We start from the raw sequence: 20992 nt of genomic DNA on the forward strand, positions 1-20992 counted from the left end.
TGATAAAAAACCGTGGAATATAAGAAAAAGCGATGGCACCCGGCGTAACAAAAATGCACGCAGCAGCACGTTAGTGAGTTCGCGCTACGGCAGGGCGCATGGCTGTTGGGTTGGTGCGCCGTAAGCGGGCTGGAAATCGTTGCGGGAAAAATTATAAAACCTGGTGATAAATTATTTTTTATTAATATTTAAATTTTTATTGCTGGTGCCAGAAATAAATTAAATTTCGCCCTTGATATTAAATTATGGCCGCTTAAAGGCCGCTATTAAATTATGGTGATTCATATTGCCAGGTTGGCTTTGCTATTTTCGCACCAACACAACAAAGGATTAATGGAGATGATCTTATTGTTATTTTTAAGCGTTAAATATCATGGGGTTAACGTTTTTGAGAGGGGATGGGTGTTGCGCAACGGAATGTTAGCAGAATAACCATTTCTCTGGTCACTACATTCGCGATAGCCATAAAAAAATCACCGCTAATTTTTTACATAAATATTTTAAACCGACCATACAACTTCCCAAACGCGTGCCGATAAAAGTGATAACTCTCGCCCACAGGCGAGGGGCTACCTTCACCGCAAGGATTAAAATTATGAATATGCTTCGTAACTTCACTATACGCGCTGTGTTGCTGGTGATCCTCGGGATCTTCAGCGTGCTGTGGTCTGGCGTCGGTCTGTATAGCGTTTCTTCTTTGTCAAAAGTTGCCGACGGTAATGAAATCGACCGCCAGCTGGTGACGCAAATGACGCTTCTGAGCCAGGGCAACGATCAATACTTTCGCTTTGTGACGCGCCTCAGCCGCGTGATGGAAGCCAAAGCGGCGGGGGGAACGCCGGACATGGCGCCCGCGCAACAGGCACTGGATAACATGGCAAAACGCCTTGCCGACTTCAAGGCCGTTTCGCCAGGGCCGATGGATCCGAAAGTCTCTGAAGAGGTGATCGCTGGCTGGCAGGCGTTGCTGGAGCAGGGCGTTAACCCGCAGATGCAGCTGGCGCAGCAGGGCTCGCCGGAAGCTTATCGCGCGCAGGCCAATAATGTTACGCCTGGTTTGAGCCGCAATTTTGGCGTGGCGACCGAGAGTTTCAACAAAGCCGCTGGCGTGATGCTGGATGAAACCCGCGTGATGGTCGATCACCAGACCAGCACCACCCGCGCGGCGATCATTATCGCGATTGTGCTGGGCCTGCTGATCCTGCTGTTTACGGATCGCTACCTGGTGACCATGCTGGTCAAACCGCTGACCCGTATTCGCGAGCACTTCAAACTGATGGCGCAGGGCGATCTCAGCCAGCCGCTGGAAGATATGGGGCGTAACTGCGTCGGCCAGGTGATCCCGCTGCTGTTAGCAATGCAGGATAGCCTGCGCGAAGCGGTAAGCAGCATCCGCCACGGCAGCGAAAATATCTGGCGCGGCGCAACGGAGATCTCCACCGGCAATAATGACCTCTCATCGCGTACCGAAGAGCAGGCCGCCGCGCTGGAAGAGACCGCCGCCAGCATGGAGGAGTTGACCGCCACGGTGAAACTGAACGCCGACAACGCCAGCCAGGCGAGCGAGCTGGCGGAAGTTGCTTCTGCCACCGCCAGCAAAGGCGGTGCGCTGGTGAAAGAGGTGATCAACACGATGGACGGTATCTCCGGCAGTTCGAAGAAGATTGCCGAAATCACTACCGTCATTAACAGCATCGCTTTCCAGACCAATATTCTCGCCCTTAACGCGGCGGTAGAAGCGGCGCGTGCCGGTGAGCAGGGCCGTGGTTTTGCGGTGGTGGCTGGCGAAGTACGTAACCTCGCCAGCCGCAGCGCGGGCGCGGCAAAAGAGATTGAAACCCTGATCGCCGACTCCGTCTCGCGCGTTGAGAAAGGGGCACAGCTGGTCAACGACACCGGCACCACGATGGAAGGCATTCTGCGCGCCGTGCGTGAAGTGACCACCATTATGAAAGAGATTGCCGCCGCCTCTGCCGAGCAGAGCAAAGGGATCTCGCAGGTGGGCGTTGCCATCACGCAGATGGATAACGTTACCCAGCAGAACGCCTCGTTGGTTGAGCAGGTGTCGGCTGCCGCCGCTGCGCTGGAGCGTCAGACCGAAGAGCTGCAACGTTCTGTGCAGAAGTTCCGCCTGACCGGTGAAGAGGAGCATAAACCCACCGCAGCCAAACTGGTGAAACCTGACATGAGCCGTGGCAGTGCCCGCAAACCCGGCGCATCGTCCGATGAGTGGGTCGCGTTCTGATTCTGCAAACGTGCGCCTCAGGGATGGGGCGCGTCGGTGATCATCTGCGTTACCAGTGAAAGGTTGCCGATGCTGGCTTCGCTGGCCCGGTAAAATTTACTTTTATCAATCAGTAACAGCGACTGCTGCGCCCGGCGCAGCAGTGCCGCTTTAAACGCCGCGTTATGCCGTGTGGAATCCCACATCTCACCGTTGCCATCAATCCCCTCGCAGGAAAAGATAAAGAGATCGATCTCCAGCGATTTAAGCAGGCTGGCGAGCGCCGGATTGACGTAGCAGCGCTCACCGCGCGCCAGCCGACCGCCGGAGCAGATAAGCTCGCTATGCTGGCGTCGGGCCATCACTTCGCACACCGGCAAACTGTTGGTAAACACCGTCAGCGGAATATCCGGCAACTGCCGCGCCAGGTGAAAGCAGGTTGAGCTGGCATCCAGCGCCAGCGTCATCCCGGCTTCCACCCAGTTGAGCGCATGACGGGCGATATCGGCTTTATCCGCATAGTGGCTTTTTAAGCGGGCGCGAAAGGGTTCGCTGCCGTCCGCCAGCGTTCTGGCGCGACCATGCCGACGAATGATTTTGCCCTGCATTTGCAGAGCGTTGAGATCGCGGCGAATGGTCTCCACGCTGACGGCAAGCTCAGCGGCGAGCGCGGCAGTGGTGATTGACTGCTGGCTCTTCAGAAGCTGCACAATCGCCTGCTGGCGCGCCGTCTTGATCATTTCCTTATGCGCCGCGTTTATCTTCGGTTTGCGTATCGAAATCGCTGGCGTCGTGGCGCTCATGCAGCTGCTCATTCGCCGGGCCGAAGGTGCGGTTAACCATGCGGCCGCGCTTCACTGCCGGGCGTTCAGCGATCGCTTTCGCCCAGCGCTGGACGTTTTTGTAGCTGCCCGCATCAAGGAACTCCGCCGCATCGTAGACATTGCCCAGCACCACGTTGCCGTACCACGGCCAGATCGCCATATCGGCAATGGTGTACTCATCGCCCGCGACAAATTGATGTTCCGCCAGCTGTTTATCCAGCACGTCGAGCTGGCGCTTGGCTTCCATGGTGAAGCGGTTGATGGCGTATTCAATCTTCACCGGCGCATAGCTGTAGAAGTGCCCGAAGCCGCCGCCGAGGAACGGCGCGGAGCCTTGCAGCCAGAAGAGCCAGTTCAGCGTTTCGGTGCGCGCGGCGAGATCGCGCGGCAGGAAGTGACCAAATTTTTCTGCCAGATAGAGCAGGATATTGCCCGATTCAAACACGCGGGTCGGTGGGGTGGTGCTGTGGTCGCGCAGCGCCGGGATTTTCGAGTTCGGGTTGACGTCGACGAAACCGCTGGAGAATTGATCCCCTTCACCGATACGGATCAGCCACGCGTCATACTCCGCTTCAGAGACGCCTTTCGCCAGCAACTCTTCCAGCATAATCGTCACTTTCTGGCCGTTCGGCGTACCGAGGGAGTAGAGCTGCAACGGATGTTTGCCCGTCGGCAGCGCTTTTTCATGGGTGGCACCGGAAACCGGGCGGTTGATATTGGCAAACGCGCCGCCGCCGGATTGATCCCACGTCCACACCTTCGGGAGTTGATAGTTGTCTGACATAGCGTTTCCCTCTCTGTGATGTTTGATGTTGTCGGGCTACATGCCTTGCAGTGTAGCAGTCGCCTTTGGCGAGGATACAACACATTCCGGGAGGAAAAGAGTGGCCATTGTTGTGGTTATCGGCCGCGCTATCTTTCGCTGGTTGCCGACAAAAGTTTTATTTAAATGCACTGACTTAAAATGGATTCATTATTATTCCGTCTCTTTAAGTAAAATTCTTATTGTATTAAATAAGTCTTTTCTTATTTTTAAAAATTCTATAATTAAGCTACTGTTACTATTATTTCTTATTAATTTGTTTTCTCAGGCTGACGATAAACGTTATAGGGATATTCTTTTCGACTCATCCCGGAAGAGTCATCAGCTCATTATCTGTTAACTACACGCGGAGAGAATTATGCAGGAAATTCAGGCTATTCAGGCAAGCCCTCCGCTTGCCAACACACACGAACACGCCACCCATAAAGCGGCGATGACCACCTCTACAGAGAACGTCAAAGAGGCTCACACCTATCAGGATGAGAGCATAAAAGTGACCCTTTCCAGTAAAGCGGAGAGCCATAAAGAGAGCAAAGAGGTAAAAGCCGAAGAGCCGGTACGCCAAAAGAAAAAGGTGGAAAATCAAGAAATTGATTATGCGCTCGAGATGTCCGGAATTCCGCAATTTGGCGGTCGACTGGTAAGCGTAGTGAAATATCCCGATGGGCGAACCGAAATGATTGATGCCTTTACCGGGAGAAAAGTAACGCAGGAGCAGTTAGCGCGTGCCCAGGAGCTTGAGGCACTCAACAAAACGGCTCAGCAGAGCAAAATAAAACAGGCGCAACAGATTGCACCCGGCGAATCTACCCCGACGGATATGCAATAACGCTTCGCCGTTTTAATTAATATATTTTATATTCTCAGTGAGTTAATTAAGAAATAACTCAAAAACAATTACTCTATTTGGCTTAAGGTAAGGCAAGCAAGATTGATTATAAGCAGGCATTCGGCTGAGAATTACTGCCGCCTGTGTACCAGGCGGCAGTAGATATCAGAAGAGAACTGAATAATTTACGCCAAATGTCCGACCACGTCCTTTGTAGGTATATAACCCCGGCGCGCCATAGGTTGGGCTATATAATCCCGGCGCACGCTGACCCCAGGCGGTGGTGTACTCCTCATCCAGCAAGTTTTCCACGCTGAAGCTCACTTTGCCCACCGGCAGGGCGTAACTGCCAAGCATATCAACCGTGTTATAGCCATCGATGCGCTTACCGGCGGCGTCGGAGAGGTCGAAGCTTTGCGTGCTCTGCAAACGCAGCGTCCAGTCGCCCGGCGCCCAGTTGATCCACGCGCTCACTTTCGACGGGCTGGCGCTGTCAACGGTCAGTTTCTCCCACTTCCCGCTGACCCGCGTCTCGGATTTGATGGCGTTAAAGTTAGCCCCGGTGCTCCACTCGCTGTCGGTAAAGAAGTAATCCACCTGGCCTTCGACGCCATAAATGCGGCGCTTATCATCATCAATATTGATAGTCATATCGCTTTTATTGATGTTGATGGTTTTATCGGAGAGAGAGTAGTAGCCCGCAATTTGCGTACGCAGGTTATCGCCGGTGTAGCGCCAGCCCAGTTCGTAGGCGTTAACTTTTACGCCATCCAGCTTCGAATCGTTCACATTGACGCTGTTCAGCAGGCGGTAGTGACCATCGACCAACTGATAGGTACCGGCACCGTAATATTTTGCCAGGTCGGGGATCTCAAAGCCCTGCGAGAAGTTGAACCACAGCTGCTGACGGTCGGTCAGGTGGCCGAGGATACCAGCGTTAAACAGAAGATTGTTGTAATCCGTTTTCCCGCCCGGCACGGCGTCTGCCGAGGTAGCTCTGCCGTTGGCAATCGCCTGCTGCTGCGTGTAACCGACAAAATCGTCGACGCGGTTTTCGGTGTACTGGTAACGCACGCCGCCGCTCAGGGTGATGGCGTCAATGTCATAGCTACTTTGCAGGAACGGCGCGATATTGGTGATGCTGTAGCCCGGATAGCGCTCAACCTTGAAGGCTTTATCCAACTGCATCCCGCCACTGGCGGCGGCGCTGTTCAGATTGAAAAACTGCTGATTGGCGTCGAACGCTTCATGTTCTGCATCGATCCCCCAGGTCAGCGTCAGGGCATCAACCGGTTTGCTGTTGATGGTCAGCTTGCCGCCATAAAAGTCGGTCTTCTGCTGCGAAGCGCCGATGCTGCTGACCCGTCCGTTAGAGAGGGTCGGGAAGGGGTAAAACGCCAGGCTCTCGTCGCGGTAGTAGATCTGCGCCACCACATCCTGGCCCCAGAAATCGGTGTTCGAGTATTGCAGATTGATCAGGTGGCGCTCGGTGCCCGGAATCCGGTCGGCATCCAGATTGCCTTTGTTGTAGGCGGTAGCGGAGCCGGTGACTGCCGAGAAGTTTTCGCCTAAGAAGAGGCCATGTTTGCCGTCAGACTCGCTTTTATAGTACTGAGTGGTGAGTTGCAGTTGCTGGTGCTCATCGATATTGAGCGTGCCGGTGCCCATCACGTCCAGCCGGTCAGAGTATTGCAGGCCGGTCTGGGTGTTATCGATGATCACCTCATCGCCTTTGCCGTCATACCAGCCGCCGTAGCGCTGATAAGCAACCGACAGTCGACCGGAGGCCTTATCATTCCCGCCGCTGACCGAAGCCGCAACATTGTCGTCGTGATCGTTATGGCTGTTAAAGCCGCTTTTGGTGCCGGTCTGGAACTCCACTTCCGTCTCCGGCTGCCCCTTTTTGGTAACGATATTGATCAGGCCGCCGGTGCTGCCGCCGCCATAGAGCGAGGTCGCGCCGGAGATAATCTCAATGCGCGCGATATTAAAGGGATCGATCGAATCAAGCTGGCGGCTGTCGGTGCGCGATGAGTTGAGGCGCACGCCGTCAACCATCACCATCATTGAGCGCCCGCGCATATTCATGCCGTAGTTGGTGCGCCCCTGGCTGCTGACATCCATCCCCGGAATAAGCTGTGCCAGCACCTCTTTTAACTCTTTACCACCCTGAACCTGCTGTTCAATTTCAGCCTGCTCAATGACCCAGGTGGTTTGCGCCATATCGGCGACGCTGTGATTAGCGCGGCTGGCGGCCACCACCAGCGTCTCCTCTTTTGCGTCTTGTGCTGCGGCCTGCGCGGATAACATCATCAACAAACAGGGGTTAATAGCCCAAAGGTAACGATTTTTCATTCTTATAACGTTCCTGATTATGCAGGTGAAGACGACCTTGACCGGTCGCGGTAAACACCGCTCTCAAGTTGAGAGTAATTATCAAGATGATATGAATTATCGTTACCATGTAAACAGCTTGTGTAAAAAAAATATTCCTAAGTTTGTGATTTAGCTACCAATTTTAAGAGGTTGTTTCTTGTGAAAATTAATGAAGGGCGAGAAAAGACCGGCGCGAGCGGTAATGTCGCGCGGTATTATGTGTTCTCTAAGATTTAATTACAGGAGTAAACGCGGGGCAGAAAAGGGTATTTTCAGGTTTATCAGCGCCTGTTTTTGTTATTTTTTTCTTTAAAATCCGCAATCGCCTGGTTGATGTTTTCCGTGGCGAAGGTGTCAACTTTTTCTCCGTCCAAAAAGACTTCGTAATGTCCGGAAACATATTTAAAGGTGTACATCTTATCCTGGTAGCGAAGACGCTTTTCCTTTACTGATAAGCCCCTGATGCGCATAGCGACGCGGGCCATTGTGTCTATCTTTTTATTTTTCATGATTATTTTACTTACCGTTGCAGGTTGAGTCCGCGTTCAAATATTGAAACCACGTCGGGCGATGGTAATTTTTTACCCACTCAAAAGAAAGCAAAGGTTGCCAGAAAAGCACACCTGAGGCCAGTTAAAATATCTTCTTCTGATTTAAGGTCTTTTTAGCCAATTAATCAACCTGCTGCCATATATAACTGCATTAAGAAACAACCTATCCGCACAGGAATAAATTCTCTTTTTTATCGTGATAATAGTTTTGATTCTCGTTTAAGCAATGCGGTCGATAAGTTTGAGTTTGATCTCAAAACAGCGTTTTAAAATGCGCAATAGCTTTTTACTGACCTATGCTGGTGTAAAAAAATAACAGCATTACAGCCCGTTAAGCCGACTCTCCTTACTGACTTTGGACAGAGGCCGCTATTTGCCAGTAGCAGATCCCGATTCAACCGGCGCGCAGCGCTGGCAAAGCGTCATATCTGGCAGATCTGCGCCCTGCTGCATGAGCTGCCGTGTCCAAAAACCAAGGAGAGAACAATGAAAACCCTGCACTGCTCCGCACTGCTGCTGGTCTGCCTGAGCGCCAGCGCGCAGGCGGCCGAGTGGAACGCCGTGGTATCGCCCACACCGAAGTCTGGTGAATTTTCCACGATCGGCCAGGCGCTGGACGCCGCACCGCAGAGCGGCACGCCGTGGCGCATTCTGATTAAAGAGGGGCGCTGGCAAGAGCGGCTGGTGATTGAGAAGCCCGTCACGCTGATCGGGGAGTCGACGGCGGGCACGGTGATTGAGGCCAATACTCCCGCAGGTGCGCTCGATGAGCAGGGGCAGAAGCTCGGCACCGGGCGCACCAGCACGGTAGAGATCCGCGCCAGCGGCGTAACGCTGGAGAACCTCACCATTCGCAATACTTTTGATTTTCCTGCCAACGCCGCGCTGCCGGAAGGCGATGCGCAGAAGCTGAAAGATACCCAGGCGGTGGCGCTGATGGTGGCGGAAGGGGCAGACAGAGCGCGCTTTCGTCATATTCGCCTTGAGGGTTATCAGGATACTTTTTACAGCAAGCAGGGCAGCCGCAGCTACTTCACCGACTGCGCCATCAGCGGCCACGTCGATTTTATCTTCGGCCCCGGCATCGCAGTGTTCGATCGCTGCGAAATCATTGCCCGCAACCGTGATGACACCGCGCCGCCGTACGGTTATCTCACCGCGCCTGCCACCCAGGCCGGGGAGCGGTTTGGCCTGTTTATTATCAACAGTAAGTTGAGCAAAGAGCCGGGCGTGCCGGCGAAAAGCTTTGCGCTGGGCCGCCCGTGGCACCCGACCACCCAGTTTAGCGACGGGCGCTATGCCGATCCCAACGCCATTGGCCTGGCGGCGATTATCAATAGCGAGATTGATGACCATATCTACGGCTGGGACAAGATGTCCGGCAAAGATAAGAACGGGGACAAAATTTGGTTTTACCCGCAGGACAGCCGTTTTTATGAGGCCAGTAACCGTGGGCCAGGCGCCGGGCAGGGCGGTGAGCGCTATCAGCTCAGCGAGGCGGACGCCGCGCAGTATAACGTGGCGGCGATCTTCGACGGCTGGGAGAGCACCCTTCTGCAATAAGCGACGTTGCCCCCGTTTCGGGGGCTTTTATTTAGCCTTGCCGAATAAAAAATTTCATTTGCTAATGATGATTTCTTATCGCGTTTTTGTTTTTTATAAAAATTATCCTTTCGGAGTATAAAAAGTAGCACGAAATAGGTTTGTGGAGATTTTTCTCATCAACTTTAAATAACATTTATAAAAAATAGTCGATATTTTTTATAACAGGTATATGCTATGCAATATATGCTTTTCCCCCTCCCGGCGACAACAGTTGCTGAGATAAAAAGAGGACGAAATATGCAACGCATTGCCATACCCGCGAATTATGTCCACACCCGCACCACCCCTTTCTGGACGAAAGAAACAGCACCGGCCTCCATCTGGAAACGCCATCTTGACGCCGGTACGCGTCAGGGCGTCTACCCGCGTTTAAGCGTGCAGCGCGGCGCGATCCGCTATTACGGTTATGCCGATGAGACCAGCCCGCAGCCGGTGGAAACCCTGACCATTCACGCCGGTGAGTTCGGCGTCTTCCCGCCTGAAAAATGGCACAACATTGAGGCGCTCAGTGACGATACGGTGTTCAGCGTCGATTTCTATGTTGATCCCAAAATTCTGATTGAAGGTTGAGGTAGCAATTATGGATACAGAAAACAGAGGTTATTCACTCTCCGTTTCCCATCGGGAAAGCGGTAAAGCTGAGCAGAAAGTTTATTTAAAGCCGATGTCGCTCTATCTTCCTGATATTGCGAACCAGGCCGTTTCTGAACTGGTCTCGAAATTAAATCTGCCTGCTGATAATGGCGGGGAATATACGCTGACCGTCACCAATAATAATAATGGCGTCTCGGTCGATAAAGATTTTACCCGCCTCAGCGAGCTGACCGATCCCCTTATTGCCGCTGATGCGGTAAAAGATCTGATTAATATCGTCCGCGGCTACGAATCGGATGAAGAGACCAACGTGTGCGGCTGGTAACCGGAGGCTAACGATGACGCAGCTTATTCCACTCCATTTTCGCCATACCCGCTCGACGCCCTTCTGGACGAAAGAGACGGTGCCGCAGGCGCTTCTGACGCACCATAACACCAAAAAAGGGGTTTATGGCCGCCTGTCGGTGATGCAGGGCGCGGTGAAATACCTCGGTTTTGCCAGCGAGCATGACACCACTCCTGAGCGGGAAGTGGTGATCGAAGCGGGGCAGTTTGGCATCAGCCCGCCGGAGTACTGGCACCGGGTTGAACTGTTGACCGATGACACTTACTTCAACCTCGATTTTTTCGCCGATCCTGATGCCGCGCTTGATGGCAAAGGCATCGGTCAGGTGGTCAATACCCACCGCCGTTAACCGCTTAGCGCCCAATCCCCTCGGGCGCTTAAAAGTGATCGATAAACCGCCTGACCGCCGGTGAGCGCTCGAACTTGCGCCACGCCAGCGCCACATCGGTTTTCAATGTGTTTCCCGCCACCGAATGAAACGTCACCATCGGATGCCCAAAGCAGGCCATCGACTGCGGAATGATGGCAAAGCCAAAACCGGCCGCCACCATGCTCAAAGATGAAGAGAACTGCGAGGCCTGATGGGCGTTATCCATCTCCACACCGGCACGCAGGCAGGCGTTGTAGATCAGCTCATACAGCCCCGGCGACACCGCTTGCGGAAAGATAATCAGCGGCGTGTTCTGCAATTCGCTGAGCGCGATATCCGCCTTCGCCGACAGCGGATGCGTGCGGTGCAGCGCAATTAGCATCGGCTCCTCGTCCACCAGCTTCAGGCTAAAGGTTTTGCTGCTTTCGCAGGGCAGACGCACGAACGCCACGTCAATCAGCCCCTCATCCAGGCCGTGGATCAGCGTCGCCATATTGTCCTCTTTCTGATAGAGCGCCACCTTCGGGTAGTCACGCTGAAACTGGCGCAGCACCGAGAAGAAGTGGGTATGGAAAGCGTTGGAGCTGGTCACGCCAAGGTTGAGCTTGCCATTAATCCCCCGGGCGATGCCCTTCGCTTTTTCCAGCGCCGCATCGCTCATGGCGAGGATATGGCAGGCGTCTTCATAGAAGGCCTCGCCAGCCTCGGTGAGCGTGACGCCGCGCGTCAGGCGATGGAACAGCGGGGTGCCCACTTCCTGCTCAAGGCGACGGATCTGTTGGCTTAATGGCGGCTGCGACATACCGAGCATTTCGGCTGCGCGCGTGAAGTGTTGCGTCTGGGCAACGGCGACAAAATAACGTAAATAACGAAGTTCCATATCTAAAACATCTTAAACCCTCATGTTTTCTATATTGGAATCCCCCGCTGAAACGAGTCAATATTTAATCAGCTTTTCTAATCGTCTCTACAGTGGGGGAAAAGATGATGGGTAACGCAACTGATTGTTCTTGCGAAGGAAATCTACGAAACACAATTCGTGCTTTTTCTGAAAGCAAGCCAAACGGCGTGATATATCAAACATCGCTAATGAGTGCGCTACTTAGCGGAGTTTATGAAGGAAATACCACGATTAAGGATCTACTTAATCATGGTGATTTTGGTCTGGGTACATTTAATGAGCTTGATGGCGAATTAATTGCCTTCAATAGCGAAGTGTACCAATTACGTTCCGATGGCAGTGCCCGCGCCGCGAAGCCGGAGCAGAAAACCCCCTTTGCGGTGATGACCTGGTTTAAACCGCAATACCGGCACGTGTTTGAGGAGCCCATTAGCCGCCAGGCGCTGCATGAGGTGATTGATCGGCAGATCCCGTCCGACAACCTCTTTTGCGCTCTGCGCATCGACGGCCATTTTCGCCATGCGCACACCCGCACCGTGCCGCGCCAGACGCCGCCCTATCGCGCCATGACCGATGTGCTCGACGATCAGCCGGTCTTCCGTTTTAACGGCCGCGACGGCGTGCTGGTCGGTTTCCGCACCCCGCAGCATATGCAGGGGATCAATGTGGCGGGCTACCACGAACATTTTATTACCGACGATCGCCACGGTGGCGGTCATCTCCTCGACTACCAGTTGGATCACGGCACGCTGACCTTTGGTGAAATCCATCAATTGATGATCGATCTCCCTGCCGATGAAGCCTTCCTGAAAGCGGATCTGCACCCGGATAACCTGGACGCCGCCATCCGTTCGGTTGAGAACTAAGTGATGTAAAGGAGTAGTGTATGAGCAACGAACGCCATACCCAGATGTGGGCCCACGGTGCCGACATGGTGGTGGGGCAACTGGAAGCGCAGGGTGTCAAACATGTCTTCGGCATCCCTGGCGCGAAAATCGATAAAGTGTTTGATTCTCTTCTCGATTCCTCGATTGAACTTATTCCGGTACGCCACGAAGCGAACGCCGCGTTTATGGCGGCAGCGGTCGGGCGTATCACTGGCAAAGCTGGCGTAGCGCTGGTGACCTCGGGTCCTGGCTGCTCCAACCTGATCACCGGCATGGCGACTGCTAACAGCGAAGGCGATCCGGTGGTTGCCCTCGGCGGGGCGGTGAAACGCGCCGATAAAGCCAAGCTGGTTCACCAGAGCATGGACACAGTCGCCATGTTCCAGCCGGTGACCAAATATTCTGTTGAGATCTCCTCTCCGGATGCCATCTCCGAAGTGGTTTCGAACGCCTTCCGCGCCGCCGAACAGGGCCGCCCGGGAAGCGCGTTTGTCAGCATTCCGCAGGATATCTCTGACCAGCCTGCCAGCGGCAATATTCTGCCCTCTAACGCCGTGCCACAGCTCGGTTCCGCGCCCGACAAAATGATTGATGAGGTAGCGAAGCTGATTGCCGGGGCGAAAAACCCCATCTTCCTGCTCGGCCTGATGGCCAGTCGGGAAGAGAATATCGCCGCGCTGCATCATCTGCTGGAGAAAACCCATATTCCGGTGACCAGCACCTACCAGGCGGCGGGCGCGGTTAATCAGGAGCACTTTACCCGCTTTGCCGGACGCGTAGGCCTGTTCAATAACCAGGCGGGTGACCGACTGCTGCACCTGGCGGATCTGGTTATCTGTATCGGCTACAGCCCGGTGGAGTATGAGCCGGCAATGTGGAACACCGGCGATGCGAAGCTGGTACATATTGATGTGCTGCCCGCGTATGAAGAGCGCAACTACTCGCCGAGCGTTGAGTTGATTGGCGATATCGCCAGCACGCTCGATAAGCTGGCACACAAGATTGCCGAACCGCTGGTGCTCTCGCCGCGCGCGTCGGAGATCCTGATCGACCGTCGCAACCAGCGTGAACTGCTCAGCCGTAAAGGCGCGCAGCTTAATCAGTTTGCCATTCACCCGCTGCGCATTGTCCGCGCGATGCAGGATATCGTGAATAACGACGTCACCCTGACGGTGGATATGGGCAGCTTCCATATCTGGATTGCCCGCTATCTCTATAGCTTCCGCGCGCGCCAGGTGATGATCTCCAACGGTCAGCAGACAATGGGCGTTGCCCTGCCGTGGGCGATTGGCGCATGGCTGGTCAATCCGGGGCGCAAAGTGGTCTCCGTCTCCGGCGACGGCGGTTTTTTACAATCCAGTATGGAGCTGGAAACCGCTGTGCGTCTGGGCGCCAATATCCTGCACATCATCTGGGTGGATAACGCCTACAACATGGTGGCGATTCAGGAAGAGAAAAAATATCAGCGCCTCTCCGGGGTCAACTTCGGCCCCGTCGACTTTAAAGCCTATGCCGAATCTTTCGGCGCGAAAGGGTTTGCCGTCGAAAGCACCGCCGCGCTTGAGCCGACGCTGCGTGCAGCGATGGACACACAAGGCCCGGCGGTGGTCGCCATTCCGGTCGACTACAGCGATAACCCGCTGTTGATGGGCCAGCTGCACCTCAGCCAGATTCTGTAAAAACTAAGGAGTCGTTATGAAAAAAGTCGCATTTGTTACCGGTGCCGGTCAGGGTATTGGCCGCGCAATCGCCCTGCGTCTGGCAAAAGATGGTTTTGCCATTGCCGTTGCCGACTATAACAGCGAGACCGCAAAAGCGGTGGCCGAGGAGATCAACGCCAGCAACGGCAGCGCGATTGCCGTCACCGTCGACGTTTCCAACCGCGAGCAGGTGTTTGCCGCCGTTGAAGAGACGCGCAAAAAACTGAACGGCTTTGACGTGATCGTCAACAACGCCGGGGTTGCGCCCTCCACGCCGATTGAGTCCATCACCGAAGAGGTGATCGATAAGGTCTATAACATCAACGTCAAAGGCGTGATTTGGGGCATGCAGGCGGCGATTCAGGCCTTCAAAGCGGAAAAACACGGCGGCAAAATCATCAACGCCTGTTCGCAGGCTGGTCACGTCGGCAACCCGGAACTGGCGGTCTACAGCTCAAGTAAATTCGCAGTCCGCGGCTTAACCCAGACCGCCGCACGCGATCTGGCTCCGCTGGGCATTACCGTTAACGGCTTCTGCCCGGGGATTGTCAAAACCCCAATGTGGGCCGAGATTGACCGTCAGGTCTCTGAAGCAGCGGGTAAACCGATCGGTTACGGCACCGAAGAGTTTGCGAAACGCATTACGCTTGGTCGCCTGTCAGAGCCGGAAGATGTCGCCGCGTGCGTCTCCTATCTCGCAGGCCCGGATTCTGACTATATGACCGGGCAATCGCTGCTGATTGATGGCGGTATGGTCTTTAACTAAGTTTTACGGCTCGGACATGGCCTTGCCTCTGCCTTCGCGCAGGGGCTTTTTTTTGCCCGCGCCTTTTGCGTTTTTCGGTAAACGAGCGAAGAAATTGTCGTTTTGGTTGCTCAGCAAAGTGCGTTTTACTGACAGCATCAACCCTCTGCTGGAGAACGTGCTGATGAAACAACGGCTGCAACAATGGCTTTCACGCCTCGCCCCACCGCTGAGTGTGCCGGTAGAGGAGGGGGAGTTTGATTCCGGGCGACATGTCGCGCTGCTGATCCCCTTTGGCCTGCTCTACGGTCTCGACTACCACCCCTCAATGTGGATTTACGATGAAAAGTGAGCGCTTCCACCTCGTTATGCGCTACAGCTACTGGAATGAACTGTGCGCGCTAACATGCCGCCCGTCTGCAAGCCAGCGGGCTTTCTCCGTTTCTTCAATGATGAACATATAAGCCCCGCTTTTTCTGCATTGTTCGCTGCTCATGCACCTCAGGCGCAATAAACTTAGCGCTGCCTCGCATTTTTTTACTTTTTAATCCCTTCTACGCCTTATTTTGCGCGGCTTATGGCGAAGCTCACAATTTCATCACCTCATCTTGTATGGTAGTAGACTTGAAATCGTTAGCAGAGATAACGTGGATGCTGTGAAGCATGCGTCACCACCTGGCTGTGCGAAAAAGCGGCCAGCGTTTAACGCGATAATCCTTAAATGGGGTTTATATGTCTCTGAAAACTAAAAACAGTAAGCAAAATGCGGGAGGCGATGATGAGTCGTAAACAGCGTAAAGTCACGATTCCTGTCAGCATTGGCTACGGCATGACGGACATTATGGGCGGCGGCGCCTTTACGGTCATCGGTGCCTGGCTGCTCTTCTACTACACCACGTTTGTCGGCCTCTCTCCGCTGGAAGCCGCCTCAATTGTCGCCATTGCCCGCATTGTCGACGCCATCGTCAGCCTTTTTATGGGCAGCTTTACCGACCATTTCTATAAAAACGCGTTAGGCAAAAAGTTTGGCCGTCGCCGCTTCTTTCTGTTGATCGGCGCGCCGCTGATGCTGGTCTATATCCTGCTCTGGCTCAACGGCATGAACTTCTGGTTCTATCTCGCCGTCTACCTCGCCTTTGAAATCATCGCTGCAATGGTGCTGATCCCCTGGGAGACGCTGCCATCAGAGATGACGAAAGATTTTAACGATCGCACTAAGCTCTCGACCTGCCGCATGTTTCTTTCCGCGTCCGGCACCTTTCTCGCCACCTTTATTCCGGGCTTGCTGATCGGCTGGCTGGGCGAGAAGAATGCCGATGCGTATCTCATCAACGGTATTGTCTTCGCGGTGCTGTTTATGGTCTGCGTCTTTATCTCCTGGCGCGTCACCTGGGAGCGAGAATTAACACCCGAAATGCTGGTCGAGATGGAGAAAGCAGCGCAGACGCGCAGCATGGCGCAGACGCTCTCCGGCATTGGCGCGCTGTTTAAAGATTATGCCTCTACGCTCAAGATCCGCGCCTTTCGTAAACATTTGGCAATCTACCTCTTCTCCTTTACCGCGAAAGATGTCTACAACACGGTGTTCGTTTTCTTCTGCGTTTACTGCCTGAATGTCTCGTCGTCGCTAGCGGGCACGCTGCTGTCGATGAGCATTGTCGGCCTGCCGGTAACGCTGGCGGCAGGGGTGGCGATCATCAAATTTGGCCCTTCGCGCCTCTACGTTTTCGCCTATAGCCTGATGATGATCTGCCTGGCGGGCTTCTTCCTGGTCTATCAATTCCCCACCGAGCACAAAGTGCTGATGCTGGTGATCCTCGCCGGGGTCTATCAGGTAGGGCGCTGCGTGCTGGAGTTCACGCCGTGGAACGTCTTCCCGTTTATTCCGGATATCGACGAGATGGTGACGCGCCAGCGCCGTGAAGGGCTGTTCGCCGCGGTAATGACCTTCTCACGCAAAACCACGGTCGCCATCGCCACCTTTGCGGTGGGGCTGCTGCTGCAAAGCGGCGGTTTCGTCAAAGGCAGCCAGGTGCAGCCGCAGGAAGCGATAAATACCATCGTGATGCTGCTATTTGTCGGCACCGTTGGCCTGCTGCTGGTGGCGCTATGGCAGGCGTTGACCTTCCATCTGAATAAGCGCACGCACCGCATCTTTGTCGAAGAGCTCGATCGCCTGAAGGCGGGCGGCCTGAAACAGAGCGTGACGCCACAAGCGCGCCATATCGTTGAGGATCTCACCGGCCACGCTTATGACTCCCTGTGGAGCGACGTGCCGCAACCCGCCTTAAAATCTGCTACACCCACCTCCTCGCTGAGCTAACGTTACTGCTCATAAAGGCCATGCTCGCCAGCGTGGCCTTTTTTATTTTCCGTTCCCGATGAAATTAAATAGTTTAATCCTAAAAGCACTAAGGGAAGAATATTATTGTTTCGCCTCCTATAACGAATAGTTAATAACTTCTTAATATTATTAGAGAGCGATCACATCAGGCGCTTTTTTTAAATGAAACTGCAAAGGTGTGGATTTATATTGAATCGACACACGCTGCTATTTAATTTTTTACAGAGTTTTCTTGTTAATAACGTAATTAGGTGTGTCGATCTTTCCACTTTCAGATAATTATTCCCAGGGAGTCTCCATGAATAATATTAATAATGGTTCGCTATTTTCACGAATGATGTTATGGGTAAATGAACGCTTTCCTTTAGCCAATACGCCGCTCTTTTTTATTCTTTGGTTTTTATCCTTTTCGGTCGCAATGCCCGCGCAAAAGAGTATTAGCCCGGCAAAAATTGCCCTCGGTTGCCTGCTTTCACTCTCCTTTTTTCTGCTGCTGCGCGTGCTCGATGAACATAAAGATTATGCCGATGACTGCCTGCACCATCCGCAGAGAGTATTGCAGCAGGGAATTATCAGCCTGATGCACCTGAAGGTCCTCGGCGCGCTCTGCCTGCTGATCCAGCTTGGCGGCATCGCTCTGTTCGCAGAGGGCAGGCCGCAGATATGGCTAAGCTGGGGGCTGCTGCTCTGCTGGACATTGCTGATGACGAAAGAGTTTTTTGTTGCCGAATGGCTTAAACGCCACTTCTCGATCTATGCGCTCTCCCACACGCTGGTAATGCCGTTTGTTATCGGCTGGCTGGCTACCCTGGCCTCACCCGCGGCGACGTTTAACCGGCCGGTTATTTTGCTGATGCTGCTCGCCTTCTTATGCGGTTTAAGTTTTGAAATTACGCGTAAATGTAAAGGACCGGATGAGGATCGCGAAGAGGTTACCACCTGGTCGCAATTATATGGTCGCCCCCTGTCGGTATTGATGATTATCGGTCTGCTTATATCGATGGCCATCGTGCAATATTTTCTTATTTTGTGCAAAACCGGCGCGGTATCTGTCTGGTTTTATGCAGTAAGTGCTTTTATTAATTTCTTTACGGTAAGCCAGTTGCTGATTTTTCTGATTAATGCCAATCAGCAGAACAGAAAAAGAAATGAAGCCATGGTTGGCATGGCAATGCTGACAGGATATTTGCTGTGTATCGTTGAAATATATTTGTAGCCCAGGGAAGGGAATAATGATGATGGAATCGTTAATTACGGCCACAATTGTCGATATACGCCCGGCCGAGTTTACACTCTTATTTGAAAGCGAAGAGCGCTGTAATGCCTTTATCACCGATCCGCAGCGCGCGTTATCTCTTTACGATCGGGCGGTTCAGCTCCCGGCGCTAAAACTCCTGCATAAAGAGCGCCAGCAGAGCGGGCAGTGGCTGGCGACATTAACCTGCCGCTCGGCGCAGGAGAATAAACAGTGCTACTGGCAGCTCAAGCTCTGCCACCCGCGCGAGGAAAGGGGGGAAAGCGCCGCCACCTTACCCCGCCGCCATCTCTACGACTGGAGTGAAAAGGCGCGGCAAAAGAGGCTGGCCTGGCTGCGTCAGCATACGGGTCACGACTTCAACCAGATCTCTGCCACCCGCCTGCAGGCGGAAAAGCTGCAAAGTCATCTTGAGGGGTTTATCGGCTCGGTTGAAGTTCCCGTCGGCATTGCCGGGCCGCTGCTGATTAACGGCTGGCGCGCGAAGGGGATCTTTTACGCGCCGCTGGCGACCAGCGAAGGGGCGCTTGTCGCCTCCGTTTCACGCGGTGCCAGCGCCATTACCCACAGCGGCGGGGCGACGGCGCGCGTCATCGGCCAGCGGATGAAGCGCTCGCCACGCTTCGAATTTCTCTCGGTGCGCGACGCGCTCGCGTTTTGCGCCTGGGCTGAGGACTATTTCACCGACATCAGCGACATTGTGCGCCAGCATTCGCGTTTCGCGCGTCTCATCAGCCTGACGCCACGCGTCATCGGCAATGCCGTGCATCTGACCTTCACCTATCACACCGCCGATGCCGCCGGGCAGAATATGACTACCACCTGCACCTGGCAGGCCTGCCGCTGGATCCTCGCGCAGCTTCCGCTGGCGTTAACACCCCAGCGCTACATTCTTGAAAGCAACCTCTCCAGCGATAAGAAAAGCTCGTGGAGCAGCTTTGCGCAGGGCAGGGGAACCCAGGTTATCGCCGAGGCAACGCTCACTGCCGCCGCCTGCCGCAGCCGTTTGCGCATTGAGCCTGCGAAGCTGGTCGAGGCGTTTCAGGGCTTTTGTGAAGGCTCCGTCGCCGCTGGCATGACCGGGGTGAATATCAATACCGCCAACGTCATCGCGGCGATGTTTACCGCACTCGGTCAGGACATCGCCTGCAGCCATGAATCTTCCCTCTCGCAGCTGCAAATGCGCCTGACCCCAGAGGGTGGCGTCTATTGCAGCATGACGCTTCCGGCGCTGGTGATTGGCACCGTCGGCGGCGGGACCGCGCTTCCCGATCAGGCCGAGTGCCTGCAAATGCTGGGCTGTCAGGGAACCAACGGCAGCGAAAGGCTGGCGGAGATCATCGCCTCATTTTGTCTGGCGCTCGATATCTCAACCCTCAGCGCGCTGGCGAGCGACGAATTTGCCAAATCCCATGAGCTGCTCGGCCGAAAGCAGCGTAACGCACCGCCGGGCAGGACAGGAGACGATCCGCTGCGCCACTGCTTTCAGCACGCCCGTTATACCGCCGCATGGGGCGAGCGACCGCCCCAGCGCGTCAGTGCGATGCAATGGCAGGGAAACAAGGACAGTATTTTAACGGCGCTCAGTTCCCATAGCGCGACGCTGCCCGTCGGCCTGTTTGCCTACCGTCTTCAGCGTGAAGATGGTACGCAGGTGGCGGCGCTGCTGAAGCACAAGCCGCCAACCAATGCGATCACCCAACTGCTGCACTCGCTGGCGGCAGGCTGCGCGCCCGAGCTTGTCGAACTGCTTGAGCGCCTGCTGCCTGTCAGCGAGTTCAGCCATGCGCGCGAAAGGGAGATGGCGCTCATCACGCAAAGCGATCCCGCCTTTACCCGCCATGTGCCGACGCTCTACGGCACTTACGAAGATGGCAAACAGAGCGTCATCATTGAGGAGTTGCTTGGGGAGGAAGTGCTGCTTAACAGCCTGTCAAAGGGCGTGCGCTGGCAGCCGCCGCAGATCGATGCCGCATTGCAGGGCATCGCCGATATCCACGCGATCTGGTATCGCCGCCATGATGCCTTGCAGGCCACCTTTCGCCATATCAACTCTCCCTCTGCCGACACCATCAACAGCATGGTGCCGCTCTGGCAGGCCATTGCTGCCTTCAGCCATCGCACCGCGCCACAGCTTTTCACCACGCCGCTGCTGCACCAATGGCTGGACTGCGCCGAGAACAGCGCGGCGCAGTGGCGCGAGCTGGCGACGCTGCCGAGAACGCTGGTGCATAACGACTTTAGCCCACGCAATATCGCGCTGCGCCGGGAGGATTCACGGCTCTGCTGCTGGGACTGGGAGCTGGCGACGCTGCATGTTCCGCAGCGCGATCTGGCTGAGCTATTAACGTGGACGCTCGATGAGCGCGCCACGCTGCAAACGCTGTTACATCACGTGGAGTTTCACCGCAGCCAGCTGGCGAAGCGGCTGGGCACCGCTATCGATGCCGGGGAGTGGTATCGCGGTTTCTGCCTCGCCCTGCGCGACTTCGGCCTGCGCCGATTGTCGTTTTACCTGATGCTTCATCACGTCAAGCCCCGGCCCTGGTTCCCCGCCATTTTGCGCACCTGGGATCATCTGGTCGGGCTTAGCCAACAACGGATCTAAAAGGAGTTAC

At 54.6% G+C, this 20992-nt stretch carries 18 protein-coding genes; 13 read left to right on the forward strand and 5 right to left on the reverse strand.

The genetic code is table 11. The features are described from left to right. The first annotated feature begins 595 nt into the window (after positions 1–595). On the forward strand, positions 596–2245 hold the full coding sequence (locus EH164_RS03180; RefSeq protein ID WP_124967262.1) for a methyl-accepting chemotaxis protein: 1650 nt from the start codon (positions 596–598) through the stop codon (positions 2243–2245). Positions 2246–2262: 17 nt separating this feature from the next. On the opposite strand, the gene fucR is transcribed toward EH164_RS03180, so the two are convergent. After that, a complete protein-coding gene (gene fucR / locus EH164_RS03185; RefSeq protein ID WP_124971235.1) occupies positions 2263–2961 on the reverse strand; it encodes an L-fucose operon activator in 699 nt (232 codons plus the stop codon). Positions 2962–2968: 7 nt separating this feature from the next. Continuing rightward, on the reverse strand, positions 2969–3832 hold the full coding sequence (gene yghU / locus EH164_RS03190; RefSeq protein ID WP_124967263.1) for a glutathione-dependent disulfide-bond oxidoreductase: 864 nt from the start codon (positions 3830–3832) through the stop codon (positions 2969–2971). 397 nt (positions 3833–4229) lie between these two features. Between yghU and EH164_RS03195 the strand changes: the two genes are divergently transcribed. Further along, a complete protein-coding gene (locus EH164_RS03195; RefSeq protein WP_124967264.1) occupies positions 4230–4700 on the forward strand; it encodes a hypothetical protein in 471 nt (156 codons plus the stop codon). 165 nt (positions 4701–4865) lie between these two features. On the opposite strand, the gene EH164_RS03200 is transcribed toward EH164_RS03195, so the two are convergent. Both EH164_RS03200 and EH164_RS03205 read right to left on the reverse strand, forming a co-directional pair. Beyond that, complete coding sequence (locus tag EH164_RS03200) at positions 4866–7055, reverse strand: TonB-dependent siderophore receptor (protein ID WP_124967265.1); 2190 nt, start codon at positions 7053–7055, stop codon at positions 4866–4868. Positions 7056–7357: 302 nt separating this feature from the next. Then, positions 7358–7585 carry a hypothetical protein gene (locus EH164_RS03205; RefSeq protein ID WP_124967266.1) on the reverse strand — a complete coding sequence of 76 codons (228 nt, stop codon included), beginning with the start codon at positions 7583–7585 and terminating at the stop codon, positions 7358–7360. Positions 7586–8113: 528 nt separating this feature from the next. Between EH164_RS03205 and EH164_RS03210 the strand changes: the two genes are divergently transcribed. From EH164_RS03210 to EH164_RS03225, 4 genes are all read left to right on the forward strand, one after another. Beyond that, on the forward strand, positions 8114–9190 hold the full coding sequence (locus tag EH164_RS03210) for a pectinesterase family protein (RefSeq protein ID WP_124967267.1): 1077 nt from the start codon (positions 8114–8116) through the stop codon (positions 9188–9190). A gap of 279 nt (positions 9191–9469) precedes the next feature. Further along, positions 9470–9802: a DUF1971 domain-containing protein gene (locus tag EH164_RS03215; RefSeq protein ID WP_124967268.1), complete on the forward strand. Its 333-nt coding sequence runs from the start codon at positions 9470–9472 to the stop codon at positions 9800–9802. 10 nt (positions 9803–9812) lie between these two features. Then, positions 9813–10151, forward strand: coding sequence for a DUF1869 domain-containing protein (locus EH164_RS03220; protein ID WP_124967269.1), 339 nt, complete (start codon positions 9813–9815; stop codon positions 10149–10151). A 13-nt stretch (positions 10152–10164) separates the two neighbouring features. Further along, entirely contained in the window at positions 10165–10521 is a 357-nt protein-coding gene (locus EH164_RS03225) for a DUF1971 domain-containing protein (protein WP_124967270.1), read from the forward strand. Between the two features lie 28 nt (positions 10522–10549). On the opposite strand, the gene EH164_RS03230 is transcribed toward EH164_RS03225, so the two are convergent. Next, entirely contained in the window at positions 10550–11422 is an 873-nt protein-coding gene (locus EH164_RS03230; protein WP_023480780.1) for a LysR family transcriptional regulator, read from the reverse strand. A 107-nt stretch (positions 11423–11529) separates the two neighbouring features. On the opposite strand from EH164_RS03230, the gene budA reads away from it, so the two are divergent. The 7 genes from budA to EH164_RS03265 all read left to right on the forward strand — a co-directional run bounded on the left by budA (position 11530) and on the right by EH164_RS03265 (position 20982). Next, positions 11530–12309, forward strand: coding sequence for an acetolactate decarboxylase (gene budA / locus EH164_RS03235; protein ID WP_124971238.1), 780 nt, complete (start codon positions 11530–11532; stop codon positions 12307–12309). A gap of 20 nt (positions 12310–12329) precedes the next feature. Beyond that, positions 12330–14009: an acetolactate synthase AlsS gene (gene alsS, locus EH164_RS03240; RefSeq protein WP_124967271.1), complete on the forward strand. Its 1680-nt coding sequence runs from the start codon at positions 12330–12332 to the stop codon at positions 14007–14009. A gap of 16 nt (positions 14010–14025) precedes the next feature. Continuing rightward, complete coding sequence (locus tag EH164_RS03245) at positions 14026–14796, forward strand: (S)-acetoin forming diacetyl reductase (protein WP_076769211.1); 771 nt, start codon at positions 14026–14028, stop codon at positions 14794–14796. Positions 14797–14890: 94 nt separating this feature from the next. Further along, positions 14891–15127 carry a hypothetical protein gene (locus EH164_RS03250; RefSeq protein WP_124967272.1) on the forward strand — a complete coding sequence of 79 codons (237 nt, stop codon included), beginning with the start codon at positions 14891–14893 and terminating at the stop codon, positions 15125–15127. A 426-nt stretch (positions 15128–15553) separates the two neighbouring features. Further along, positions 15554–17098: an MFS transporter gene (locus EH164_RS03255; protein WP_124971241.1), complete on the forward strand. Its 1545-nt coding sequence runs from the start codon at positions 15554–15556 to the stop codon at positions 17096–17098. Positions 17099–17417: 319 nt separating this feature from the next. Next, the gene (locus EH164_RS03260) at positions 17418–18335 is read left to right on the forward strand and encodes a UbiA family prenyltransferase (RefSeq protein ID WP_241175000.1); all 918 of its coding nucleotides are present in this window, start codon (positions 17418–17420) and stop codon (positions 18333–18335) included. Positions 18336–18351: 16 nt separating this feature from the next. Continuing rightward, on the forward strand, positions 18352–20982 hold the full coding sequence (locus EH164_RS03265) for a phosphotransferase (protein WP_124967273.1): 2631 nt from the start codon (positions 18352–18354) through the stop codon (positions 20980–20982). The last annotated feature ends 10 nt before the right edge of the window (positions 20983–20992 follow it).

This window comes from Kosakonia sp. CCTCC M2018092, from assembly GCF_003864115.1.
In the GTDB taxonomy this organism is placed as follows: domain Bacteria; phylum Pseudomonadota; class Gammaproteobacteria; order Enterobacterales; family Enterobacteriaceae; genus Kosakonia; species Kosakonia cowanii.

Bases quoted from the DNA above. Each gene is read 5' to 3' on its own strand.
- EH164_RS03180 (WP_124967262.1), top strand. From the start codon at position 596: ATGAATATGCTTCGTAACTTCACTATACGCGCTGTGTTGCTGGTGATC.
- yghU (WP_124967263.1), bottom strand. From the start codon at position 3,832: ATGTCAGACAACTATCAACTCCCGAAGGTGTGGACGTGGGATCAATCC.
- EH164_RS03195 (WP_124967264.1), top strand. From the start codon at position 4,230: ATGCAGGAAATTCAGGCTATTCAGGCAAGCCCTCCGCTTGCCAACACA.
- EH164_RS03200 (WP_124967265.1), bottom strand. From the start codon at position 7,055: ATGAAAAATCGTTACCTTTGGGCTATTAACCCCTGTTTGTTGATGATG.
- EH164_RS03205 (WP_124967266.1), bottom strand. From the start codon at position 7,585: ATGAAAAATAAAAAGATAGACACAATGGCCCGCGTCGCTATGCGCATC.
- EH164_RS03210 (WP_124967267.1), top strand. From the start codon at position 8,114: ATGAAAACCCTGCACTGCTCCGCACTGCTGCTGGTCTGCCTGAGCGCC.
- EH164_RS03215 (WP_124967268.1), top strand. From the start codon at position 9,470: ATGCAACGCATTGCCATACCCGCGAATTATGTCCACACCCGCACCACC.
- EH164_RS03220 (WP_124967269.1), top strand. From the start codon at position 9,813: ATGGATACAGAAAACAGAGGTTATTCACTCTCCGTTTCCCATCGGGAA.
- EH164_RS03225 (WP_124967270.1), top strand. From the start codon at position 10,165: ATGACGCAGCTTATTCCACTCCATTTTCGCCATACCCGCTCGACGCCC.
- EH164_RS03230 (WP_023480780.1), bottom strand. From the start codon at position 11,422: ATGGAACTTCGTTATTTACGTTATTTTGTCGCCGTTGCCCAGACGCAA.
- budA (WP_124971238.1), top strand. From the start codon at position 11,530: ATGGGTAACGCAACTGATTGTTCTTGCGAAGGAAATCTACGAAACACA.
- alsS (WP_124967271.1), top strand. From the start codon at position 12,330: ATGAGCAACGAACGCCATACCCAGATGTGGGCCCACGGTGCCGACATG.
- EH164_RS03245 (WP_076769211.1), top strand. From the start codon at position 14,026: ATGAAAAAAGTCGCATTTGTTACCGGTGCCGGTCAGGGTATTGGCCGC.
- EH164_RS03255 (WP_124971241.1), top strand. From the start codon at position 15,554: ATGAGTCGTAAACAGCGTAAAGTCACGATTCCTGTCAGCATTGGCTAC.
- EH164_RS03260 (WP_241175000.1), top strand. From the start codon at position 17,418: ATGAATAATATTAATAATGGTTCGCTATTTTCACGAATGATGTTATGG.
- EH164_RS03265 (WP_124967273.1), top strand. From the start codon at position 18,352: ATGATGATGGAATCGTTAATTACGGCCACAATTGTCGATATACGCCCG.